At 58.6% G+C, this 14,901-nt stretch carries 15 protein-coding genes; 5 read left to right on the top strand and 10 right to left on the bottom strand.

Annotated features, from left to right (window positions below):
- Positions 1–170 precede the first annotated feature (170 nt).
- Positions 171–1,568 carry an MFS transporter gene (locus PSH88_RS03420; protein ID WP_305424913.1) on the top strand — a complete coding sequence of 466 codons (1,398 nt, stop codon included), beginning with the start codon at positions 171–173 and terminating at the stop codon, positions 1,566–1,568.
- A 9-nt stretch (positions 1,569–1,577) separates the two neighbouring features.
- Positions 1,578–2,102: a single-stranded DNA-binding protein gene (locus PSH88_RS03425; protein WP_007896798.1), complete on the top strand. Its 525-nt coding sequence runs from the start codon at positions 1,578–1,580 to the stop codon at positions 2,100–2,102.
- A gap of 70 nt (positions 2,103–2,172) precedes the next feature.
- On the opposite strand, the gene PSH88_RS03430 is transcribed toward PSH88_RS03425, so the two are convergent.
- The 10 genes from PSH88_RS03430 to PSH88_RS03475 form a co-directional block, all read right to left on the bottom strand.
- Complete coding sequence (locus PSH88_RS03430; RefSeq protein WP_305424915.1) at positions 2,173–4,377, bottom strand: OsmC domain/YcaO domain-containing protein; 2,205 nt, start codon at positions 4,375–4,377, stop codon at positions 2,173–2,175.
- A 107-nt stretch (positions 4,378–4,484) separates the two neighbouring features.
- A complete protein-coding gene (locus PSH88_RS03435) occupies positions 4,485–5,642 on the bottom strand; it encodes a glutathionylspermidine synthase family protein (RefSeq protein ID WP_305424916.1) in 1,158 nt (385 codons plus the stop codon).
- Between the two features lie 12 nt (positions 5,643–5,654).
- Positions 5,655–6,380 (bottom strand): DUF1190 domain-containing protein, encoded by a 726-nt coding sequence (locus PSH88_RS03440; protein WP_305424917.1) that lies wholly within the window; start codon positions 6,378–6,380, stop codon positions 5,655–5,657.
- A gap of 19 nt (positions 6,381–6,399) precedes the next feature.
- Complete coding sequence (locus tag PSH88_RS03445; protein WP_305424918.1) at positions 6,400–6,828, bottom strand: DUF350 domain-containing protein; 429 nt, start codon at positions 6,826–6,828, stop codon at positions 6,400–6,402.
- Between the two features lie 14 nt (positions 6,829–6,842).
- Entirely contained in the window at positions 6,843–7,523 is a 681-nt protein-coding gene (locus PSH88_RS03450; protein WP_305424919.1) for a DUF2491 family protein, read from the bottom strand.
- Complete coding sequence (locus PSH88_RS03455; protein WP_305424920.1) at positions 7,510–8,544, bottom strand: ion channel; 1,035 nt, start codon at positions 8,542–8,544, stop codon at positions 7,510–7,512. The genes PSH88_RS03450 and PSH88_RS03455 overlap by 14 nt, the downstream gene beginning before the upstream one ends.
- Before the next feature lie 72 nt (positions 8,545–8,616).
- Positions 8,617–9,180: a rhomboid family intramembrane serine protease gene (locus tag PSH88_RS03460; RefSeq protein ID WP_305424922.1), complete on the bottom strand. Its 564-nt coding sequence runs from the start codon at positions 9,178–9,180 to the stop codon at positions 8,617–8,619.
- A 237-nt stretch (positions 9,181–9,417) separates the two neighbouring features.
- Positions 9,418–10,116: a PspA/IM30 family protein gene (locus PSH88_RS03465; protein ID WP_052967054.1), complete on the bottom strand. Its 699-nt coding sequence runs from the start codon at positions 10,114–10,116 to the stop codon at positions 9,418–9,420.
- Between the two features lie 24 nt (positions 10,117–10,140).
- On the bottom strand, positions 10,141–10,722 hold the full coding sequence (locus PSH88_RS03470; protein WP_030131197.1) for a YjfI family protein: 582 nt from the start codon (positions 10,720–10,722) through the stop codon (positions 10,141–10,143).
- 329 nt (positions 10,723–11,051) lie between these two features.
- Positions 11,052–11,600 carry a cysteine hydrolase family protein gene (locus PSH88_RS03475; RefSeq protein ID WP_305424924.1) on the bottom strand — a complete coding sequence of 183 codons (549 nt, stop codon included), beginning with the start codon at positions 11,598–11,600 and terminating at the stop codon, positions 11,052–11,054.
- Positions 11,601–11,702: 102 nt separating this feature from the next.
- On the opposite strand from PSH88_RS03475, the gene PSH88_RS03480 reads away from it, so the two are divergent.
- The 3 genes from PSH88_RS03480 (at position 11,703) to PSH88_RS03490 (ending at position 14,889) form a co-directional block, all read left to right on the top strand.
- Entirely contained in the window at positions 11,703–12,698 is a 996-nt protein-coding gene (locus PSH88_RS03480; RefSeq protein ID WP_305424925.1) for a GlxA family transcriptional regulator, read from the top strand.
- A 333-nt stretch (positions 12,699–13,031) separates the two neighbouring features.
- On the top strand, positions 13,032–14,141 hold the full coding sequence (locus PSH88_RS03485) for a DUF3182 family protein (RefSeq protein ID WP_305424926.1): 1,110 nt from the start codon (positions 13,032–13,034) through the stop codon (positions 14,139–14,141).
- Positions 14,131–14,889: an alpha/beta hydrolase family protein gene (locus PSH88_RS03490; RefSeq protein ID WP_305424928.1), complete on the top strand. Its 759-nt coding sequence runs from the start codon at positions 14,131–14,133 to the stop codon at positions 14,887–14,889. The genes PSH88_RS03485 and PSH88_RS03490 overlap by 11 nt, the downstream gene beginning before the upstream one ends.
- Positions 14,890–14,901 lie beyond the last annotated feature (12 nt).

Below are 14,901 nucleotides of genomic sequence, written 5' to 3' on the forward strand. Positions count from 1 at the left end.
TCGAAAACGTAGGAGTATACGGCCAAATACTGGATGGATGCACACTATCAAATGCGGAGTGCGCAGCCTTGCATGAAGACTGTGTCATCTGTGCGCGTCACAGCGTCGCGATATACCCCGTCAATCGATGGGACTGGTAGAATCGCCGCCGGTTCACATGAGGTTTTTCCATGCACGATCCCCACAGCGAACGCATGAGTGGCAGTGAGACCCGCGCAGCAAGCGGTCTGGCCCTGGTGTTCGCCTTCCGTATGCTTGGCATGTTCATGGTGTTGCCGGTTCTGGCGACCTATGGGATGGACCTGGCAGGAGCGACCCCGGCCCTCATCGGGTTGGCGATTGGCGCTTACGGCCTGACCCAGGCGATCTTTCAGATTCCTTTTGGCTTCATTTCCGACCGCATCGGTCGTCGTCCGGTGATTTATCTGGGGCTGATCATCTTCGCCCTGGGGAGTGTGCTGGCGGCCAATGCCGATTCGATCTGGGGCGTCATCGCCGGACGCATCCTGCAAGGCGCCGGGGCGATTTCCGCGGCGGTCATGGCGTTGCTGTCAGACCTGACCCGGGAACAGCATCGGACCAAAGCCATGGCCATGATCGGCATGACGATTGGTCTGTCGTTCGCGGTCGCCATGGTTGTAGGACCATTGCTGACCCGTGTCTTTGGCCTGTCCGGGTTGTTCTTCGCCACCGGTGGCATGGCGCTGGTCGGCATCGTCATCGTGATGTTCATGGTGCCGCGCGCAACCGGGCCGTTGCAGCACCGCGAGTCCGGCGTCGCGCGCCAGGCGCTGATACCGACACTCAAGCACCCGGACCTGCTGCGCCTGGACCTGGGCATTTTTGTGTTGCACGCGATGTTGATGTCGAGCTTCGTTGCATTGCCCCTGGCCCTGGTCGAAAAAGCCGGGCTGCCCAAAGAGCAGCACTGGTGGGTGTACCTGACCGCGCTACTGATCTCCTTCTTCGCCATGATCCCGTTCATTATCTATGGCGAGAAGAAACGCAAAATGAAACGAGTTTTATTGGGCGCAGTGCTGACGCTGATGCTCACTGAGCTATTCTTCTGGCAGTTCGGCGATAGCTTGCGGGCTCTGGTGATTGGTACGGTGGTGTTCTTCACCGCGTTCAACCTGCTGGAAGCCTCCTTGCCATCGCTGATCAGCAAGGTTTCACCGGCGGGCGGCAAGGGCACGGCGATGGGGGTTTATTCCACCAGCCAGTTCCTCGGTTCGGCGCTGGGCGGGATCCTCGGCGGCTGGATGTTCCAGCACGGCGGTTTGTCGGTTGTGTTCCTCGGATGCGCGGGTCTGGCTGCCCTCTGGCTTGCCTTTGCTGTTACCATGCGGGAACCTCCGTATGTGACGAGCCTGCGCTTGCCGTTGTCGCCCGAAGCGATTCGTGAAGCTGGCCTGATCGAGCGCCTTAAGGCCGTCGTTGGAGTAACCGATGCAATCGTGGTTGCCGATGAAGCGGCGATTTACATCAAACTGGACACCGAATTATTGGATCGCACCACCCTCGAGCGTCTGGTGAACAACCCGACCGCGACAGCGTGCGAAGCCTAGGAGAACGTTATGGCCCGTGGGGTTAACAAAGTCATATTGGTCGGCACTTGCGGCCAGGATCCCGAAGTTCGCTACTTGCCTAACGGTAACGCCGTGACCAACCTGAGTCTGGCGACCAGCGAACAGTGGACCGACAAGCAAACCGGTCAGAAGGTCGAGAAGACCGAATGGCACCGTGTTTCGATGTTCGGCAAGGTTGCCGAAATTGCCGGCGAATACCTGCGCAAAGGTTCGCAGGTGTACATCGAAGGCAAGCTGCAGACCCGCGAATGGGAAAAAGACGGTATCAAGCGTTACACCACTGAAATCGTGGTCGACATGCAAGGCACCATGCAACTGCTGGGCGGCCGTCCACAGCAGGGCGACCAACAAGGCGGGGGCAATAACTACCAGCAGTCCGCCCCGGCCCCACGCCAACAGGCTCCGCGTCCGCAGCAGTCGGCACCGCAACAGTCGCGTCCGGCTCCACAGCAGCAGGCCGCTCCTCAGCCGGCTCCGGATTTCGACAGCTTTGATGACGATATCCCGTTCTAAAAAGCAGCTATCCAGTCAGCAATAAAAAAAGCGAAGCCAGTGATCTGGCTTCGCTTTTTTGTGGGCGCTGTTAACTGAATAAAGGGGTCACATTGGCCCGTGCCGAGTGCAGTTTCTTGTAGCTATCGATCAACCGCAGGTGCCGGTCGAGCCCCTCCAGTTTCATGCTGGTCGGCGTCAAGCCATGGAAGCGCACGCTGCCGTCCACCGATCCGATCGCTGCATCCGTCCGCTCGTTGCCAAACATCCGGCGGAAATTGGCCTCGTAGTCTTCCAGTTCCAGGTCTTCGTCCAGTTTCATCTCCAGCACCACATTCACGGCCTGATAGAACAAGCCGCGCTCAACCGTGTTGTCGTTGTACTGCAGGAACATTTCCACCGCCTCTTTCGCCTCTTCAAATTGCTGCAAGGCGAGATAGATCAGCAGCTTCAATTCCAGGATCGTCAGCTGACCCCAGGCCGTATTGTCGTCAAATTCGATGCCGATCAAGGTGGTGATGTCGGTGTAGTCGTCCAGCTCACTTTCCACCAGACGCTCAACCAGCGCTTGCAGTTCGTCTTCGTCCAGGCGATGCAGGTTCAGGATGTCGGTGCGGAAGAACAGCGCTTTGTTGGTGTTATCCCAGATCAGATCGTCCGCGGGATAGATTTCCGAATAGTTCGGCACCAGGATGCGGCACGCCTTCGCGCCGATATGCTCGTAGACCGCCATGTACACTTCCTTGCCCATGCCTTCGAGAATGCCGAACAAGGTCGCGGCTTCCTCGGCGTTCGAGTTTTCACCCTGGCCGGAGAAGTCCCATTCCACGAATTCGTAATCCGACTTGGCACTGAAGAATCGCCACGACACCACGCCGCTGGAGTCGATAAAGTGCTCGACGAAGTTATTTGGCTCGGTCACCGCATGACCTTCAAAAGTCGGCTGGGGCAAGTCGTTGAGGCCTTCGAAACTACGGCCCTGCAGCAATTCGGTCAGGCTGCGTTCCAGCGCCACTTCCAGGCTCGGATGCGCGCCGAACGAGGCGAACACACCGCCGGTACGCGGGTTCATCAACGTGACGCACATCACAGGGAATTCACCGCCCAGGGACGCATCCTTCACCAACACGGGGAACCCCTGTGCTTCCAGCGCCTGAATACCGGCCAGTATCCCGGGGTACTTCGCCAGCACGTGGGCTGGCACATCCGGCAGTGCAAATTCACCTTCGATGATTTCGCGTTTTACCGCGCGCTCGAAGATCTCCGACAAACACTGCACCTGGGCTTCGGCCAGCGTATTACCGGCACTCATGCCGTTGCTCAGGAACAGGTTTTCAATCAGGTTGGACGGGAAATACACCACCTCGCCGTCCGACTGGCGCACGTACGGCAGCGAGCAGATGCCGCGCTCTTCATTGCCCGAGTTGGTATCGATCAGATGGGAGCCACGCAACTCGCCGTCGCGGTTGTAAATCTTCAGGCAGTACTCGTCGAGAATTTCAGTTGGCAGCTCATCTTTTCGGCCAGGCTTGAACCAGCGTTCGTCCGGGTAGTGCACAAACGCCGCGTTGGCGATGTCTTCGCCCCAGAACTGGTCGTTGTAGAAGAAGTTGCAGTTGAGTCGCTCGATAAACTCGCCCAACGCAGACGCCAACGCGCCTTCCTTGGTCGCACCCTTGCCGTTGGTAAAGCACATCGGCGAGTGCGCATCGCGGATATGCAGCGACCACACATTGGGCACGATATTGCGCCAGGAGGCGATTTCAATCTTCATGCCCAGGTCCGCCAGAATGGCTGACATATTGGCGATGGTTTGCTCCAGCGGCAGATCCTTGCCCACGATGTAAGTGCTCGCGTCTGAACCAGACGCAGGCATTAGCAACGCCTGGGCATCGGCGTCGAGGTTTTCGACCTCTTCGATCACAAACTCAGGCCCGGCTTGCACCACTTTTTTCACGGTGCAACGGTCGATGGAACGCAGGATGCCTTGACGGTCCTTGTCGGAGATGTCCGCCGGCAACTCGACCTGGATCTTGAAAATCTGGTTGTAGCGGTTTTCCGGATCAACAATATTGTTCTGCGACAGGCGGATATTATCGGTGGGAATGCTGCGAGTGTCGCAGTACAACTTCACGAAATAAGCCGCACACAACGCCGACGAAGCCAGAAAGTAATCGAACGGACCTGGTGCCGAGCCATCGCCCTTGTAGCGGATAGGTTGATCGGCCACCACCGTGAAGTCATCGAACTTGGCTTCAAGCCGAAGGTTGTCGAGAAAGTTGACCTTGATTTCCATGGGGGATTACCAGAATAACGGGCTAGACGATTTGGCCGCCATTATCCGGTATTTCAGCCGTAAGTCTTGCGGGCATCTTATTTATGTCCACACCGGCGATGGATGGGTCAGTCGAGTATCAGATGCGGCAAGAACCGGCTCGAATCCTTGGTGATCAAGCTGTTGTCTTCCCGCACGCCAATACCGGCCGCCTGATCGCCAATCACCCATGAACCCACCAGCGTAAAGCTGTCGCCAAACTTCGGCAGCGGGGCGAACTCCTGAAGGATAAATGGCGCGTCGGTGTAGGGGCCGTCCTCTTTAACGATCAGCCCGTCAGCGGTTTGCAGCTCGATGTTGGCGCCTTCTCGAGAAAAGAACGGTTTGCGCACCCAGCCTTTGGGCACCGCTTTGCCCGGGTCAGCATCCAGATGTGCCGCGAGCAGGTTCGGGTGACCTTTGTTGAACTCCCACAGCAGCGGCAGGATGCCCTTGTTGGAGATGATCGATTTCCAGGCTGGTTCGAAAAACTGTGTATCGCTCTGGGCAATCGCTGCACCAAAGGGCTCGTGGAAGATGAACTCCCAGGCATGCAGCTTGAACAGGTGAGGGATCCAGCGATCTTCGAGGTCGACGAAGCGTCCATCACTGGTGAGACCGATGTCCTCGATATCGATGTGCCGTGATTCGATGCCGACCTTTTCCGCAACCAGGCGCAGGTAATCGGTGGTGCCCTTGTCTTCGACCGAGTCTTTCATCGAGGCGAAATAGAAGGGCTGTTTGAGCTGCAGTTGGGCAAAGGCCTGATGCAGCTTGGTGTCGATGCTGTTGAACTGGTCGGCATGCTTGGGCAGCAAGCCGCGTTCGATGCATTGCTCCAGCCAGCCCCACTGAAACGCAGCGGCCTCATACAGGCTGGTCGGCGTGTCGTAGTTGAGTTCCAGCAACTTGGCCGGCCCGCTGCCGTTGTAGGAGAAATCCATGCGCCCATACAGGTGCGGGTGGCCTTCGAGCCATGAAGTGCGAACCATGTCGTAGAAGGGCGCGGGAATGCTCAGGCGCTCCAGCAACTCCTCGCTCTGAACCACGCGGGCCACCAGATCCATGCACATCTCATGAATCTCGGTGGTCGGGTCTTCGAGATCGTTCTCGATCTGTTTGAGCGTGAACTGGTAATACGCGCTCTCGTCCCAATAGGGTTCGTCGTCGATGGTATGGAACAGAAAGCCAAGACTTTCGGCCGTCTGTTTCCAGTCATGACGCTCTGCGCAGAGGATCTTCTTCATGGTGCTCGTTCCTTAACTGCTCGATCGGCCAGCGCTGCTCGAACCGCCCCAACCGCTGCGGGCACTGGCTTTGCTGCCGAAGCCGCCACGGGAGGTGGACGAGTCCACGGACATCGGCTTGCTGGCGGAGGTGCGGATCGAGTCGGTGTAGCTGCTGCCGTACCTCGCCTGATTGGACTTGGTAAAGGTCGAGCCTTTCGCAATCCGTTGACCAAGCGTTGAGGAGCCGTAGTTACCGCGATCATCGCGGTAGCGGTAGACCGGCTGGGAGTAATAGCTGTTGCGGTTGCTGCTCAGCATGTTGCCGATCAGCAGTCCGGTCAGGAGGCTGGTGCCGGAGAACCCGGAGCCTCCACTGTTCGCTTCCGAGGCGGGCAATTGAGCCTTGGCCGCGTCCACCTGGGATTGCGTCACCTCGCCATCGGCGGTCAGTTCGAAACCACCCAGCTTGGGGATGAACTTGCCGGCGGAATCCTGCTGGCACCAGTCGGCGACAAAGTCGGCATCGCAATCGGCCTGGGTGTCGTACACCGGCGCGATGCGGCGATGCTCAGCCATGGCGCTCATGTAGGCGTCAGAGCAGACGTCTACCGGAAGTTTTTCATCGGCACATTGCTGAACGGACTGGAAGTTGTATTTCTTCTGCACCGGGTAGGTTTTTTCCGCCTGCCCGCAGCCTGATATCGCCATGGCGACCGACGCTGCCAGCGAGAGCTGAACGTACTTGCTTCGTTTCATCGCAATCTCCGTGGCGTAATCAGTACTGGGAAGGAGTCATGCACGCGGCGTTCAACATGCCGACGCTGATGGCCACTGCCGCGACATAGATACCCGCAGCGATTTCGCCTTTTTTGATCCGTTCAGAGGCGCCTTTTAGCACCAGGCTGGTCACCAGGAACGCCAGCAGTTGTACGAAAGCGGCGATCACGGCCCAGACGACGAAATCCAGAATGCTGATCGAGAAGGCAATCACATTACTGGCCGGAATGGCGAAGCCGATGATGGCGCCCCCCAGCGCGATCGCGGCCGCAACATTGCCCGAACGGATCAGTTCGAATTCACGGTGCGGTGTGATTCGGGTGTAGATGAACTGGAACAGCGCGAACAGCACGGCGGCGCCAAGGATGTACAAGACAAACCCGAGCACGGCGGCTTTGTTCAGGGAGATGGAGAGCGCTTCAAGCATGGACTTCTTCCTTTTTAAAAAGTGTTCAGGTCAGTGGTGTACAGCGAAATGCCTAGCGAAGTGCTCAAGCTGATAGTGCCTTCGGCGTCTTCTTCGACGGAAAAAAGCAGGAATTCCCGGCGATCGGTCAGGCCGGTTTCGCGGGCGTACAGCATCGAGCGGTGCTCGATGCTGTAAGACTCATCCGGATTTTTCAGGTGTTCGCTCAACGCCACCAGTTCCGTCTGGCCGTCCTCGGTGCCCCATTCACGGGTGTATTCGACCCCGTTGTGAGTGTAGGTCGGCAGGCCGATCAGGCTTTGAGGGCCGGCCAGCCGACGCAGCTCCGATTCACTGTTGATGGTGATGTAGCTGAGGTAATTGAACAGGATCACTGACTCGACCTGACCGGCGATGTCGCCGCTGGTGTGCACTTGCAGCCAATGGTCTTCGTCGTTCATGTAATAACGCGACAGCCAGGTCGACTGCCCGAGATCAATGGTGCCAGCGCTCCAGATCTGTTGGGAGCCAGGGATGACCACGGCGGTTTTTTCGTCGAGCAACAACTTCAGGGTCGTGTCGAACATCACGCCCTTGCCCAATGCCAGGCCCAGCGGGCCGGTGACCGGTGGGCTGTCGTTGGCTGTCCATTTCGAGTCGGTGTTCTTGCTCGCGTTCGGGGCCTCAAGCCCCATCAACTGTTTAAACCATCCCATTGGTGATTTCCTTGAGGCGAGTGGAGGCGATGTAGAAGAGTTCGCCGCCCTCAACGCGGGTGGCGCCGGGCGGGTTGATCGAAGGTTGTCGGGCGCCTTTGGCGCGGTAGCCGATAAGCGTCGCGTTGTGGCGTTCTTTCATCTGTGCGTACAGATCGCCGAACGTTGCTTCAAAGGTCTCGGGTAGTTTCATCAGGTACTGGGTGGCGCCTTGACCCACGCACAGTAATTCATTGATGACCACGGATGAACCCGGATCCTGAGAGGCACGCACCAGCATCTCGATGGCCATGCTTGAAGTGCATTCCAGGCTGGGCGCGTAGGCGCTGGCGAGTGCAGCGATTTCACTTTCATTGAAGTGGGCGACCACATGCCCGGCAGGGCCCAGTTGATTGACCGCCAGCACCGTGGCCAGGGTCAGGTCGTCTGAATGGGTTCGCACCAGCACGCGCTCGGCGCCGGGAACGCCAGCGCGCAACAACAATGCACTGGAAGACAGGCTTTCGCCTTTGATGAAGGACGCTTTGCCCGGCATGGGGTTTTCGTCGAGGTCGCAATCGCAAATGACGATCAGGTTGTCATTGGACGTTTCGTCCTGCAGCAGTAACTCAATGACCCGCTCGCTGGACGCGCCTTCCCAGCCGATGAGAACCGTATGGCCGACCTTGCCGGTGAAATCGCCTTTGCCCTTCATGCCTTTTCTCCATACATCGATGACGCTGCTGGTGGTTTTGCCGATGGCTGCCGTCAGCAGCGCAATGCCCCCGAGCATGACCCAGGTAGCCACGAAAATTCGTCCCGCCGATGTCTGCGGCGCGAGATCGCCATAGCCGACGGTGAGTGTGGTGGTGAGATAGAAGTAGGTAAACGTGGCGGGGGCGGTGAGGTGTTGTTCGCCCAGAAGCACCAGGCCGATATAGGCCGTGCTCAGATGGATGCCCAGCGCAATGGCCAGGCCTGCCCAGCCGAACCGATGGAAGAAGGACGAGGCGTACGTGCGCAATAAAAGGAAAATCGACATTACATCCCTGACTCCGTGGGGGGCTTATTCCTGGCGACGTAATCGCTCTGGCGTCTGAGTGCTCAAATGCGGTTACCGGGCGGCATTAAACCTGCTGCGCGGCGTAGATAACAGTACCTTGGCTGCAATAAATCCGGCGATCGCACCAAAAATATGCCCTTCGAAGGACATGCCCTGGCGGGGAAAGAAGCCAAAGATCAGGCCGCCATAGAGCAGAGCCACGACACTGGCCGTGATCAGGTTGCTCCAGCTCCTCTGGAACCAGGCGCGCGACAGGAGGTACGCCCACAGCCCGAATACCCATCCGCTGGCACCGATGTGTACGCCTGCGAAACCGAACAGCCAGACCAGCGTACCGCCCAGCAGAATAATGATGGCGCTGACGACCACGAACCGGCTGAGCCCTTCGGCAATGACCAGGGTACCGAGGATCAAAAAGGCAATCAGGTTGGTGCTCAGGTGCGCAAAGGACCCGTGCAAGAAAGGCGAGGTGATGATGCCGACCAGTCCCTGCAGTGTTCTCGGCACCAGGCCGAAGGCAATAAGACTGTAGCCGGTCGCCACATTGAGCAGTTGCAGCGCGACCATGAAGATGGCCACGCCTGCGATTGTCTTGAAACCCTTCAGGGTATCCATCCGTGACCTCGAGTCGACAAAAGAAGGGCATCGAATGAATGCCTGTCAGTTAAGAGATAGAGCGAGCGCTGAGTAAAATTGTGGCGAGGGAGCTTGCTCCCGCTGGACTGCGCAGCAGTCCTTTTTTTGGAGCCGCTTCGCGGCCCAGCGGGAGCAAGCTCCCTCGCCACAGGTTCAGTGCGCTTGACTGACTGGCATCAGGGCAATGAATGCCCTTCCTTCCGCGCAGTGACCGGGTTACTCAGCCGATTTTTTCTTCAGGCGTTCCAGAATCGCATTGGCGCTGCCTTCGTTCGGCGTGATGCCGGCTTCACGCAGCTTGCGCTCCAGGTCGGTGCCGGTCGACGCATCGGCCAGTTGGTCCTGGGCTTCCAGTTCAGCGGCGCGTTGCTGCTGCTTGGCCTGCAGGCGGTTCAGAGTGCCGACGGCGGTTTCCAGTTTGCCGTTGGCACCGCCACTGGCGATCGAAGCGCTGACCTGGGCTTTCTGTACGCTTTCGCGCGCCTTGGCCATGTCCACTTGCTGACGCAGGCTTTTGATGCGGCTTTCAGCCTTGGTTATGTCTTTGCGCATGTTGTCCGCGTAACCGCCGAATTCGGTGGCCTGCTTTTGCTCGACATCCAGTTCATTGGTCAGGGTCGAAATGGCTTCGGCCACTTCCAGTGCCAGGTCTTCGCGGTTGGCCTGGATCGCGGCCAGGGCCTTGGATTCCAGATCCTTGATCTTGGCGTTGTACTCGCTGACGCGGTCAGCCGACAGTTTGTGCTTGGCCATGATGGTGACCAGCTCACGCTTGGCGTTGGCCAGCGCGCTGTCAGCATCACGAATTTCCTGGTCGAGGATGCGCAGGGCTTGTTGGTCGACGATCGATTCGCCGACTTCGTTGGCACCGCCACGCAGCGCGGTGAACAATTTGCTCCAGATGGACTGAGTCATTGGATATTTCCTGTTCCCGAAAAATTAGATGAAGAAACGTTCAAAGGCTTCGCTGGCGCGCTGGACGTTGTCGACGAGGGTTTTGACCTCGGTCACGACGTTGGTCAGGCTGGAGTCGGAGCTCAACGCGCCGAACATGTTGTAAACGACCTGCCCGTTGGGCATGGACTCGATACCGATCGAGGACAGCGGGAACATTTCCCGGCTGCGCAGAACGGCATCATTGAATGCCGGTACGTCGTTGATGGACTCGACATCGACCAGAACGGTGTCCACGATGACCTGATCACCAACCACGGCGATGTAAATCGGCAAGCCACCGAAATCGTTCATTTCCAGCTTGATGCTGGACTCGGAGCCTTGAACGAGGGAGAGGGTGATGTCGTTCGAAACCACTTCGTCGAGGGCCTGAAGGGCGCTGTAGAGGCGATCGATGTTCCAGTTATTACCTGCGCTCATGTAATTCTCCGACATGAATGAGCCAGCCAGAATCGGTTGGCGTAGCTGTTTCTCCATCTGCTTGAGCAGGCTTCGGTTTTCGGGAAGCACCCAAGTCTCGTGTTTCACATAACCGGCGGCACCCAGGCCCGCACGCATCTGCTTCATGTAGAAGCTGGATGGTTTTTTCGCGGACGGTTTTGAGCGCTCTCCCTTTTGGCTCGCTGAATCGGTAACAGACCCGGTAGGCGGATCTGCTGGAGAGCTGCTTTTCATGATGCTGACCCCGTTGTGAAAAACTCACGCGTGAGAAACACTACAGGCAATTTTTGCGGACCTCAATAGCTCACGCGTGAGATTTTTTGACTGTTGCACAGGGTATGACAATAGAAGGTCATGTGGGAGCGGGCTTGCTCGCGAAGGCGGCGAGACAGTCAACATTGATGTTGCCTGATACACCGCTTTCGCGAGCAAGCCCGCTCCCACAGGTTACTCATTTAACCAGCCAGAAAGTCGTCAGTGGACACCACGTTGGCATAGGCAAAACCCAGGGCTGACATGAAGGCGGCGTGAACGTGGGCGGCCGGGACAGTGACACCGTTGAACTCCAGGTCAAGGGTGGCGCAGGCATCGTGGACGACGGTAACGGTGTAGCCCAGGTCGGCCGCGGCGCGGGTGATGCCGTCGATGCACATATGGCTCATGCTCCCGACCACCACCAGGTGCTCGATGCCTTGCTGGTCGAGGATGGACTCCAGTTCGGTCTCGCGGAACGAGTTGACGAAATGCTTGAGCACCACCGGCTCGTCGGCGCGGTTGAGGACTTTGGGGTGCAACCTCGCGCCGTCGGAGCCCGGCGTGAAGAACGGTGCGGCGTCGGAGGTGAATTCATGGCGGATATGCACCACCGGATCACCGGCTTCGCGAAACGCCTGAATTAACCGCGCGGCGTTGTCCGCTGCGGCGTCGGCGCCCACCAGCGGCCACTTGCCCTGAGGGAAGTAGTCGTTCTGGATATCGACTACGATGAGTGCTTGCTTGGCCATGACTGTTTCCTCTAAGTGTGTGTCGGGTGTGGAATCAAGTATTGGGTTTAGCGGGCGGCTTGAGGATTGGCCGCACCGACAATAGAAGGGGGAAAACTGACAATGGGTGTAGAAAGGGCAGTCGCCGAACTGGGAGTGCTGATCTATCCCGGTGCACAGATGGCGGCAGTGCATGGGCTGACGGACCTGTTCGGTGTGGCCAACCGGATCGCCGCCGAGCATCAGGCGGCGCAGCTACCATTGCTGCGGGTCAGTCACTGGCAGGTCGAGGGCGATCAAGCGCCCGAGCGGGCCTATGACACTCATCCTGGCCCGGCCGGCGCATTGGTCGCCGTGTTGATCCCGCCCTCGATCGGAGGTTTTTCCGAGGGGCAGGCGCCCCAAGGGCTAACTCACTGGCTTCGTCAGCAACATGCCAACGGTGCGACCCTCGGTGGGGTCTGCGTGGGTTCTATTCTGTTGGCCGAAAGCGGTCTGCTCGATGGTCGTAGCGCCACCACCCACTGGACCTCGGCCAAGGCTTTCGCCGAGCGTTTCCCGGCGATCAAGCTCAAGGCTGACACGCCCATTGTCGACGATGGTGACCTGATCACTACTGCCGGGTTAATGGCCTGGTCAGAGCTGGGATTGCGGTTGGTGAACCGCTTGCTCGGGCCGAGCATTGCGACCGGCACAGCGCGGTTTCTGGTGGTGGAACACAGCGACAGCGCGAGCGAGTGCGGCAGTAATTTTTCACCGATTCTCAGCCATGGCGATGCGTCGATTCTCAAGGTCCAGCATTGGCTGCAAAGCACCGGGGCGACCGATGTCTCATTGGCGGCGATGGCCGAGCGGGCAGGGCTGGAAGAGCGCACCTTCCTGCGGCGTTTTCGTGCGGCAACCGGGTTGAAACCCACCGAATACTGCCAGCACCTGCGAGTCGGCAAGGCGCGGGAAATGCTCGAATTCACCAACGGCACCATTGATCACATTGCCTGGACCGTGGGTTACCAGGACCCGAGTGCGTTTCGGGCCACGTTCAAAAAGATTACCGGGCTGGCGCCGAGTGACTATCGGGCGCGGTTTGGGGCGTCTGCGACTGCAGCAGTGGCTCGGTAGGTCAGATCCAATCCGATAATGTGGGAGCGAGCCTTTGTGGGAGCCGGGCTTGCCCGCGATGCAGGCGACTCGGTTTAACGTTGAACCGAGTTGATGCCATCGCAGGCAAGCCCGGCTCCCACAAAGGCTCGCTCCCACATGGGTTAGGCGGCAGGTTTGAGTCGTGCAAAATGCCGGGAGCATTGAATGGTGTCGTGCAGAATAAAACAGGCCTTGTGCTATCGCGTATTTCGCAAACAACTGATTTGAAACCCGTTTCTCTCCAGCCGCCGTTGGCCTGATCTCTGCACTTCCTTCAGCTACATTTATCAAACGCAGATTGAAGGGGAACGCATGACCCCAACAAATCGCAAGAAACTGGTGCTCGCCCATTCGGTGCGACCCAATGCCTCGCTGCACGAAGTCGAAACCAATCGCGCGTTGGCCCGGTGGCTGGCGCAGGTCGTCGGGCTCGAATACGGCGGTAGTTACGACCCGCAGCTGCATAGCGGCCGTGATCTATATCTGTTGCCGACCCAGACACTGGTGGGCGTTGCTGCCGCCCGACAGCTGGGCGTTAAAGGCCCGCAGGATTTGTGGGGCGGTTACGTCGACCACGATTTCATCTGCACCAAAGCCATCAGCCATGGGTTATTGAACCGCTATGCGTTCGCGCCCGAAGGCTGGTCGTCGTTGTTTTCCGAACGGGTACGCAGTGTCGTGCTCGATGGCCTCAGCGTGTTCTCGCTGGACGATGCTCGCCCGGCAGCGGAGCATCTGCTCTACAGCGGTCCGATCCGCATGAAGCCTATTCATGCCTGCGCCGGACGCGGTCAGGAAGTGATCAAAAGCCTCGACCAGTTCGACGCCATCCTCGCCCGCCCCGATGCCAAAACAGTGTTCACCGAAGGTGTGGTGCTGGAACAGGATTTGACCGAGGTGGTCACCCATAGCGTCGGTCAGAGCTTTATCGGCGACAAGGTGCTGAGTTATTGCGGTGATCAATACTTGACCGAAGACGGTCAGGGCGAGCAGGTTTATGGAGGGTCCAACCTGTTGGTAGTGCAGGGGTATTACGAGGACCTGCTGGCGCTGGAACTACCGGACGACACGAGGTTGGCGATCCAGCAAGCGCAGGTGTTCGACAGTGCGGCCGATGACGCCTATCCCGGTTTCTACGCCTCGCGGCGCAACTACGATATCGCCCAGGGACTGGATTGCAACGGCAAGCAACGCAGCGGCGTGCTTGAACAATCCTGGCGCCTGGGCGGTGCCAGCAGTGCTGAAGTTGCGGCACTGCAGAGCTTCGTCAACAACCCCGGCTTGCGCGCGATTTGCGTGTCTTCGGTCGAAACCTATATTGATCAACCGCTGCCGGCCAACGCCATTGAGGTCTACCGAGGGCCAGCGGAACACAGTGACTTTCTTCTCAAGTACGTAACGGTCAAATCCTATGACGGCTAGAAGCGAAACCATTCAGATCGACATCGATGATGAACAGATGAGCGGAACCTTCCTCAGCCCCAAATCGAAAGTCCCGGGTGTGCTTTTCGTTCATGGCTGGGGCGGTAGTCAGGAGCGCGACCTGGAGCGCGCCAAAGGCATCGCCGGGTTGGGTTGCGTATGCCTGACATTCGACTTGCGCGGCCACACCGGCGGGACCGGTATTCCGTTGTCCAGGGTAACCCGCGAAGACAACCTGCGTGACCTGCTGGCGGCCTACGATCGACTGCTCGCTCATCCTGCGCTCGACACGTCTGCGATCGCCGTAGTCGGCACCAGTTATGGTGGTTATCTGGCGGCGATCCTGACGTCCTTGCGCCCGGTGCGCTGGCTGGCGCTGCGGGTGCCGGCGTTGTATCGCGACGATTTTTGGCACACACCCAAGCGTGAGCTGGACACGCTCGATTTGCGCGATTACCGCAGCACGCGGGTCCACGCCGACAGCAATCGCGCACTGCATGCCTGCTCGCAGTTTACCGGGGATGTGTTGCTGGTGGAGTCCGAGACAGACGCCTATGTGCCCCACGCGACCATCATGAGTTACCGCGCAGCGTGTCAGCAGACCCACTCGCTGACCCACCGGATCATCGACGGTGCCGATCACGCCTTGAGCGATCCGGTTTCGCAACAGGCGTACACCTCGATCCTCGTTGGCTGGATCACGGAAATGGTGGTGGGCGAGCGGTTGAGCATTATTCAATCGCGTTGAGATTTGCGGTGT

The sequence above is a fragment of the Pseudomonas wuhanensis genome (assembly GCF_030687395.1).
Classification (GTDB): domain Bacteria; phylum Pseudomonadota; class Gammaproteobacteria; order Pseudomonadales; family Pseudomonadaceae; genus Aquipseudomonas; species Aquipseudomonas wuhanensis.

Coding starts and splice junctions, on each gene's coding strand:
- PSH88_RS03420 (WP_305424913.1), top strand. CDS start 171: ATGCACGATCCCCACAGCGAACGCATGAGTGGCAGTGAGACCCGCGCA.
- PSH88_RS03425 (WP_007896798.1), top strand. CDS start 1,578: ATGGCCCGTGGGGTTAACAAAGTCATATTGGTCGGCACTTGCGGCCAG.
- PSH88_RS03430 (WP_305424915.1), bottom strand. CDS start 4,377: ATGGAAATCAAGGTCAACTTTCTCGACAACCTTCGGCTTGAAGCCAAG.
- PSH88_RS03435 (WP_305424916.1), bottom strand. CDS start 5,642: ATGAAGAAGATCCTCTGCGCAGAGCGTCATGACTGGAAACAGACGGCC.
- PSH88_RS03440 (WP_305424917.1), bottom strand. CDS start 6,380: ATGAAACGAAGCAAGTACGTTCAGCTCTCGCTGGCAGCGTCGGTCGCC.
- PSH88_RS03445 (WP_305424918.1), bottom strand. CDS start 6,828: ATGCTTGAAGCGCTCTCCATCTCCCTGAACAAAGCCGCCGTGCTCGGG.
- PSH88_RS03450 (WP_305424919.1), bottom strand. CDS start 7,523: ATGGGATGGTTTAAACAGTTGATGGGGCTTGAGGCCCCGAACGCGAGC.
- PSH88_RS03455 (WP_305424920.1), bottom strand. CDS start 8,544: ATGTCGATTTTCCTTTTATTGCGCACGTACGCCTCGTCCTTCTTCCAT.
- PSH88_RS03460 (WP_305424922.1), bottom strand. CDS start 9,180: ATGGATACCCTGAAGGGTTTCAAGACAATCGCAGGCGTGGCCATCTTC.
- PSH88_RS03465 (WP_052967054.1), bottom strand. CDS start 10,116: ATGACTCAGTCCATCTGGAGCAAATTGTTCACCGCGCTGCGTGGCGGT.
- PSH88_RS03470 (WP_030131197.1), bottom strand. CDS start 10,722: ATGAAGCAGATGCGTGCGGGCCTGGGTGCCGCCGGTTATGTGAAACAC.
- PSH88_RS03475 (WP_305424924.1), bottom strand. CDS start 11,600: ATGGCCAAGCAAGCACTCATCGTAGTCGATATCCAGAACGACTACTTC.
- PSH88_RS03480 (WP_305424925.1), top strand. CDS start 11,703: ATGGGTGTAGAAAGGGCAGTCGCCGAACTGGGAGTGCTGATCTATCCC.
- PSH88_RS03485 (WP_305424926.1), top strand. CDS start 13,032: ATGACCCCAACAAATCGCAAGAAACTGGTGCTCGCCCATTCGGTGCGA.
- PSH88_RS03490 (WP_305424928.1), top strand. CDS start 14,131: ATGACGGCTAGAAGCGAAACCATTCAGATCGACATCGATGATGAACAG.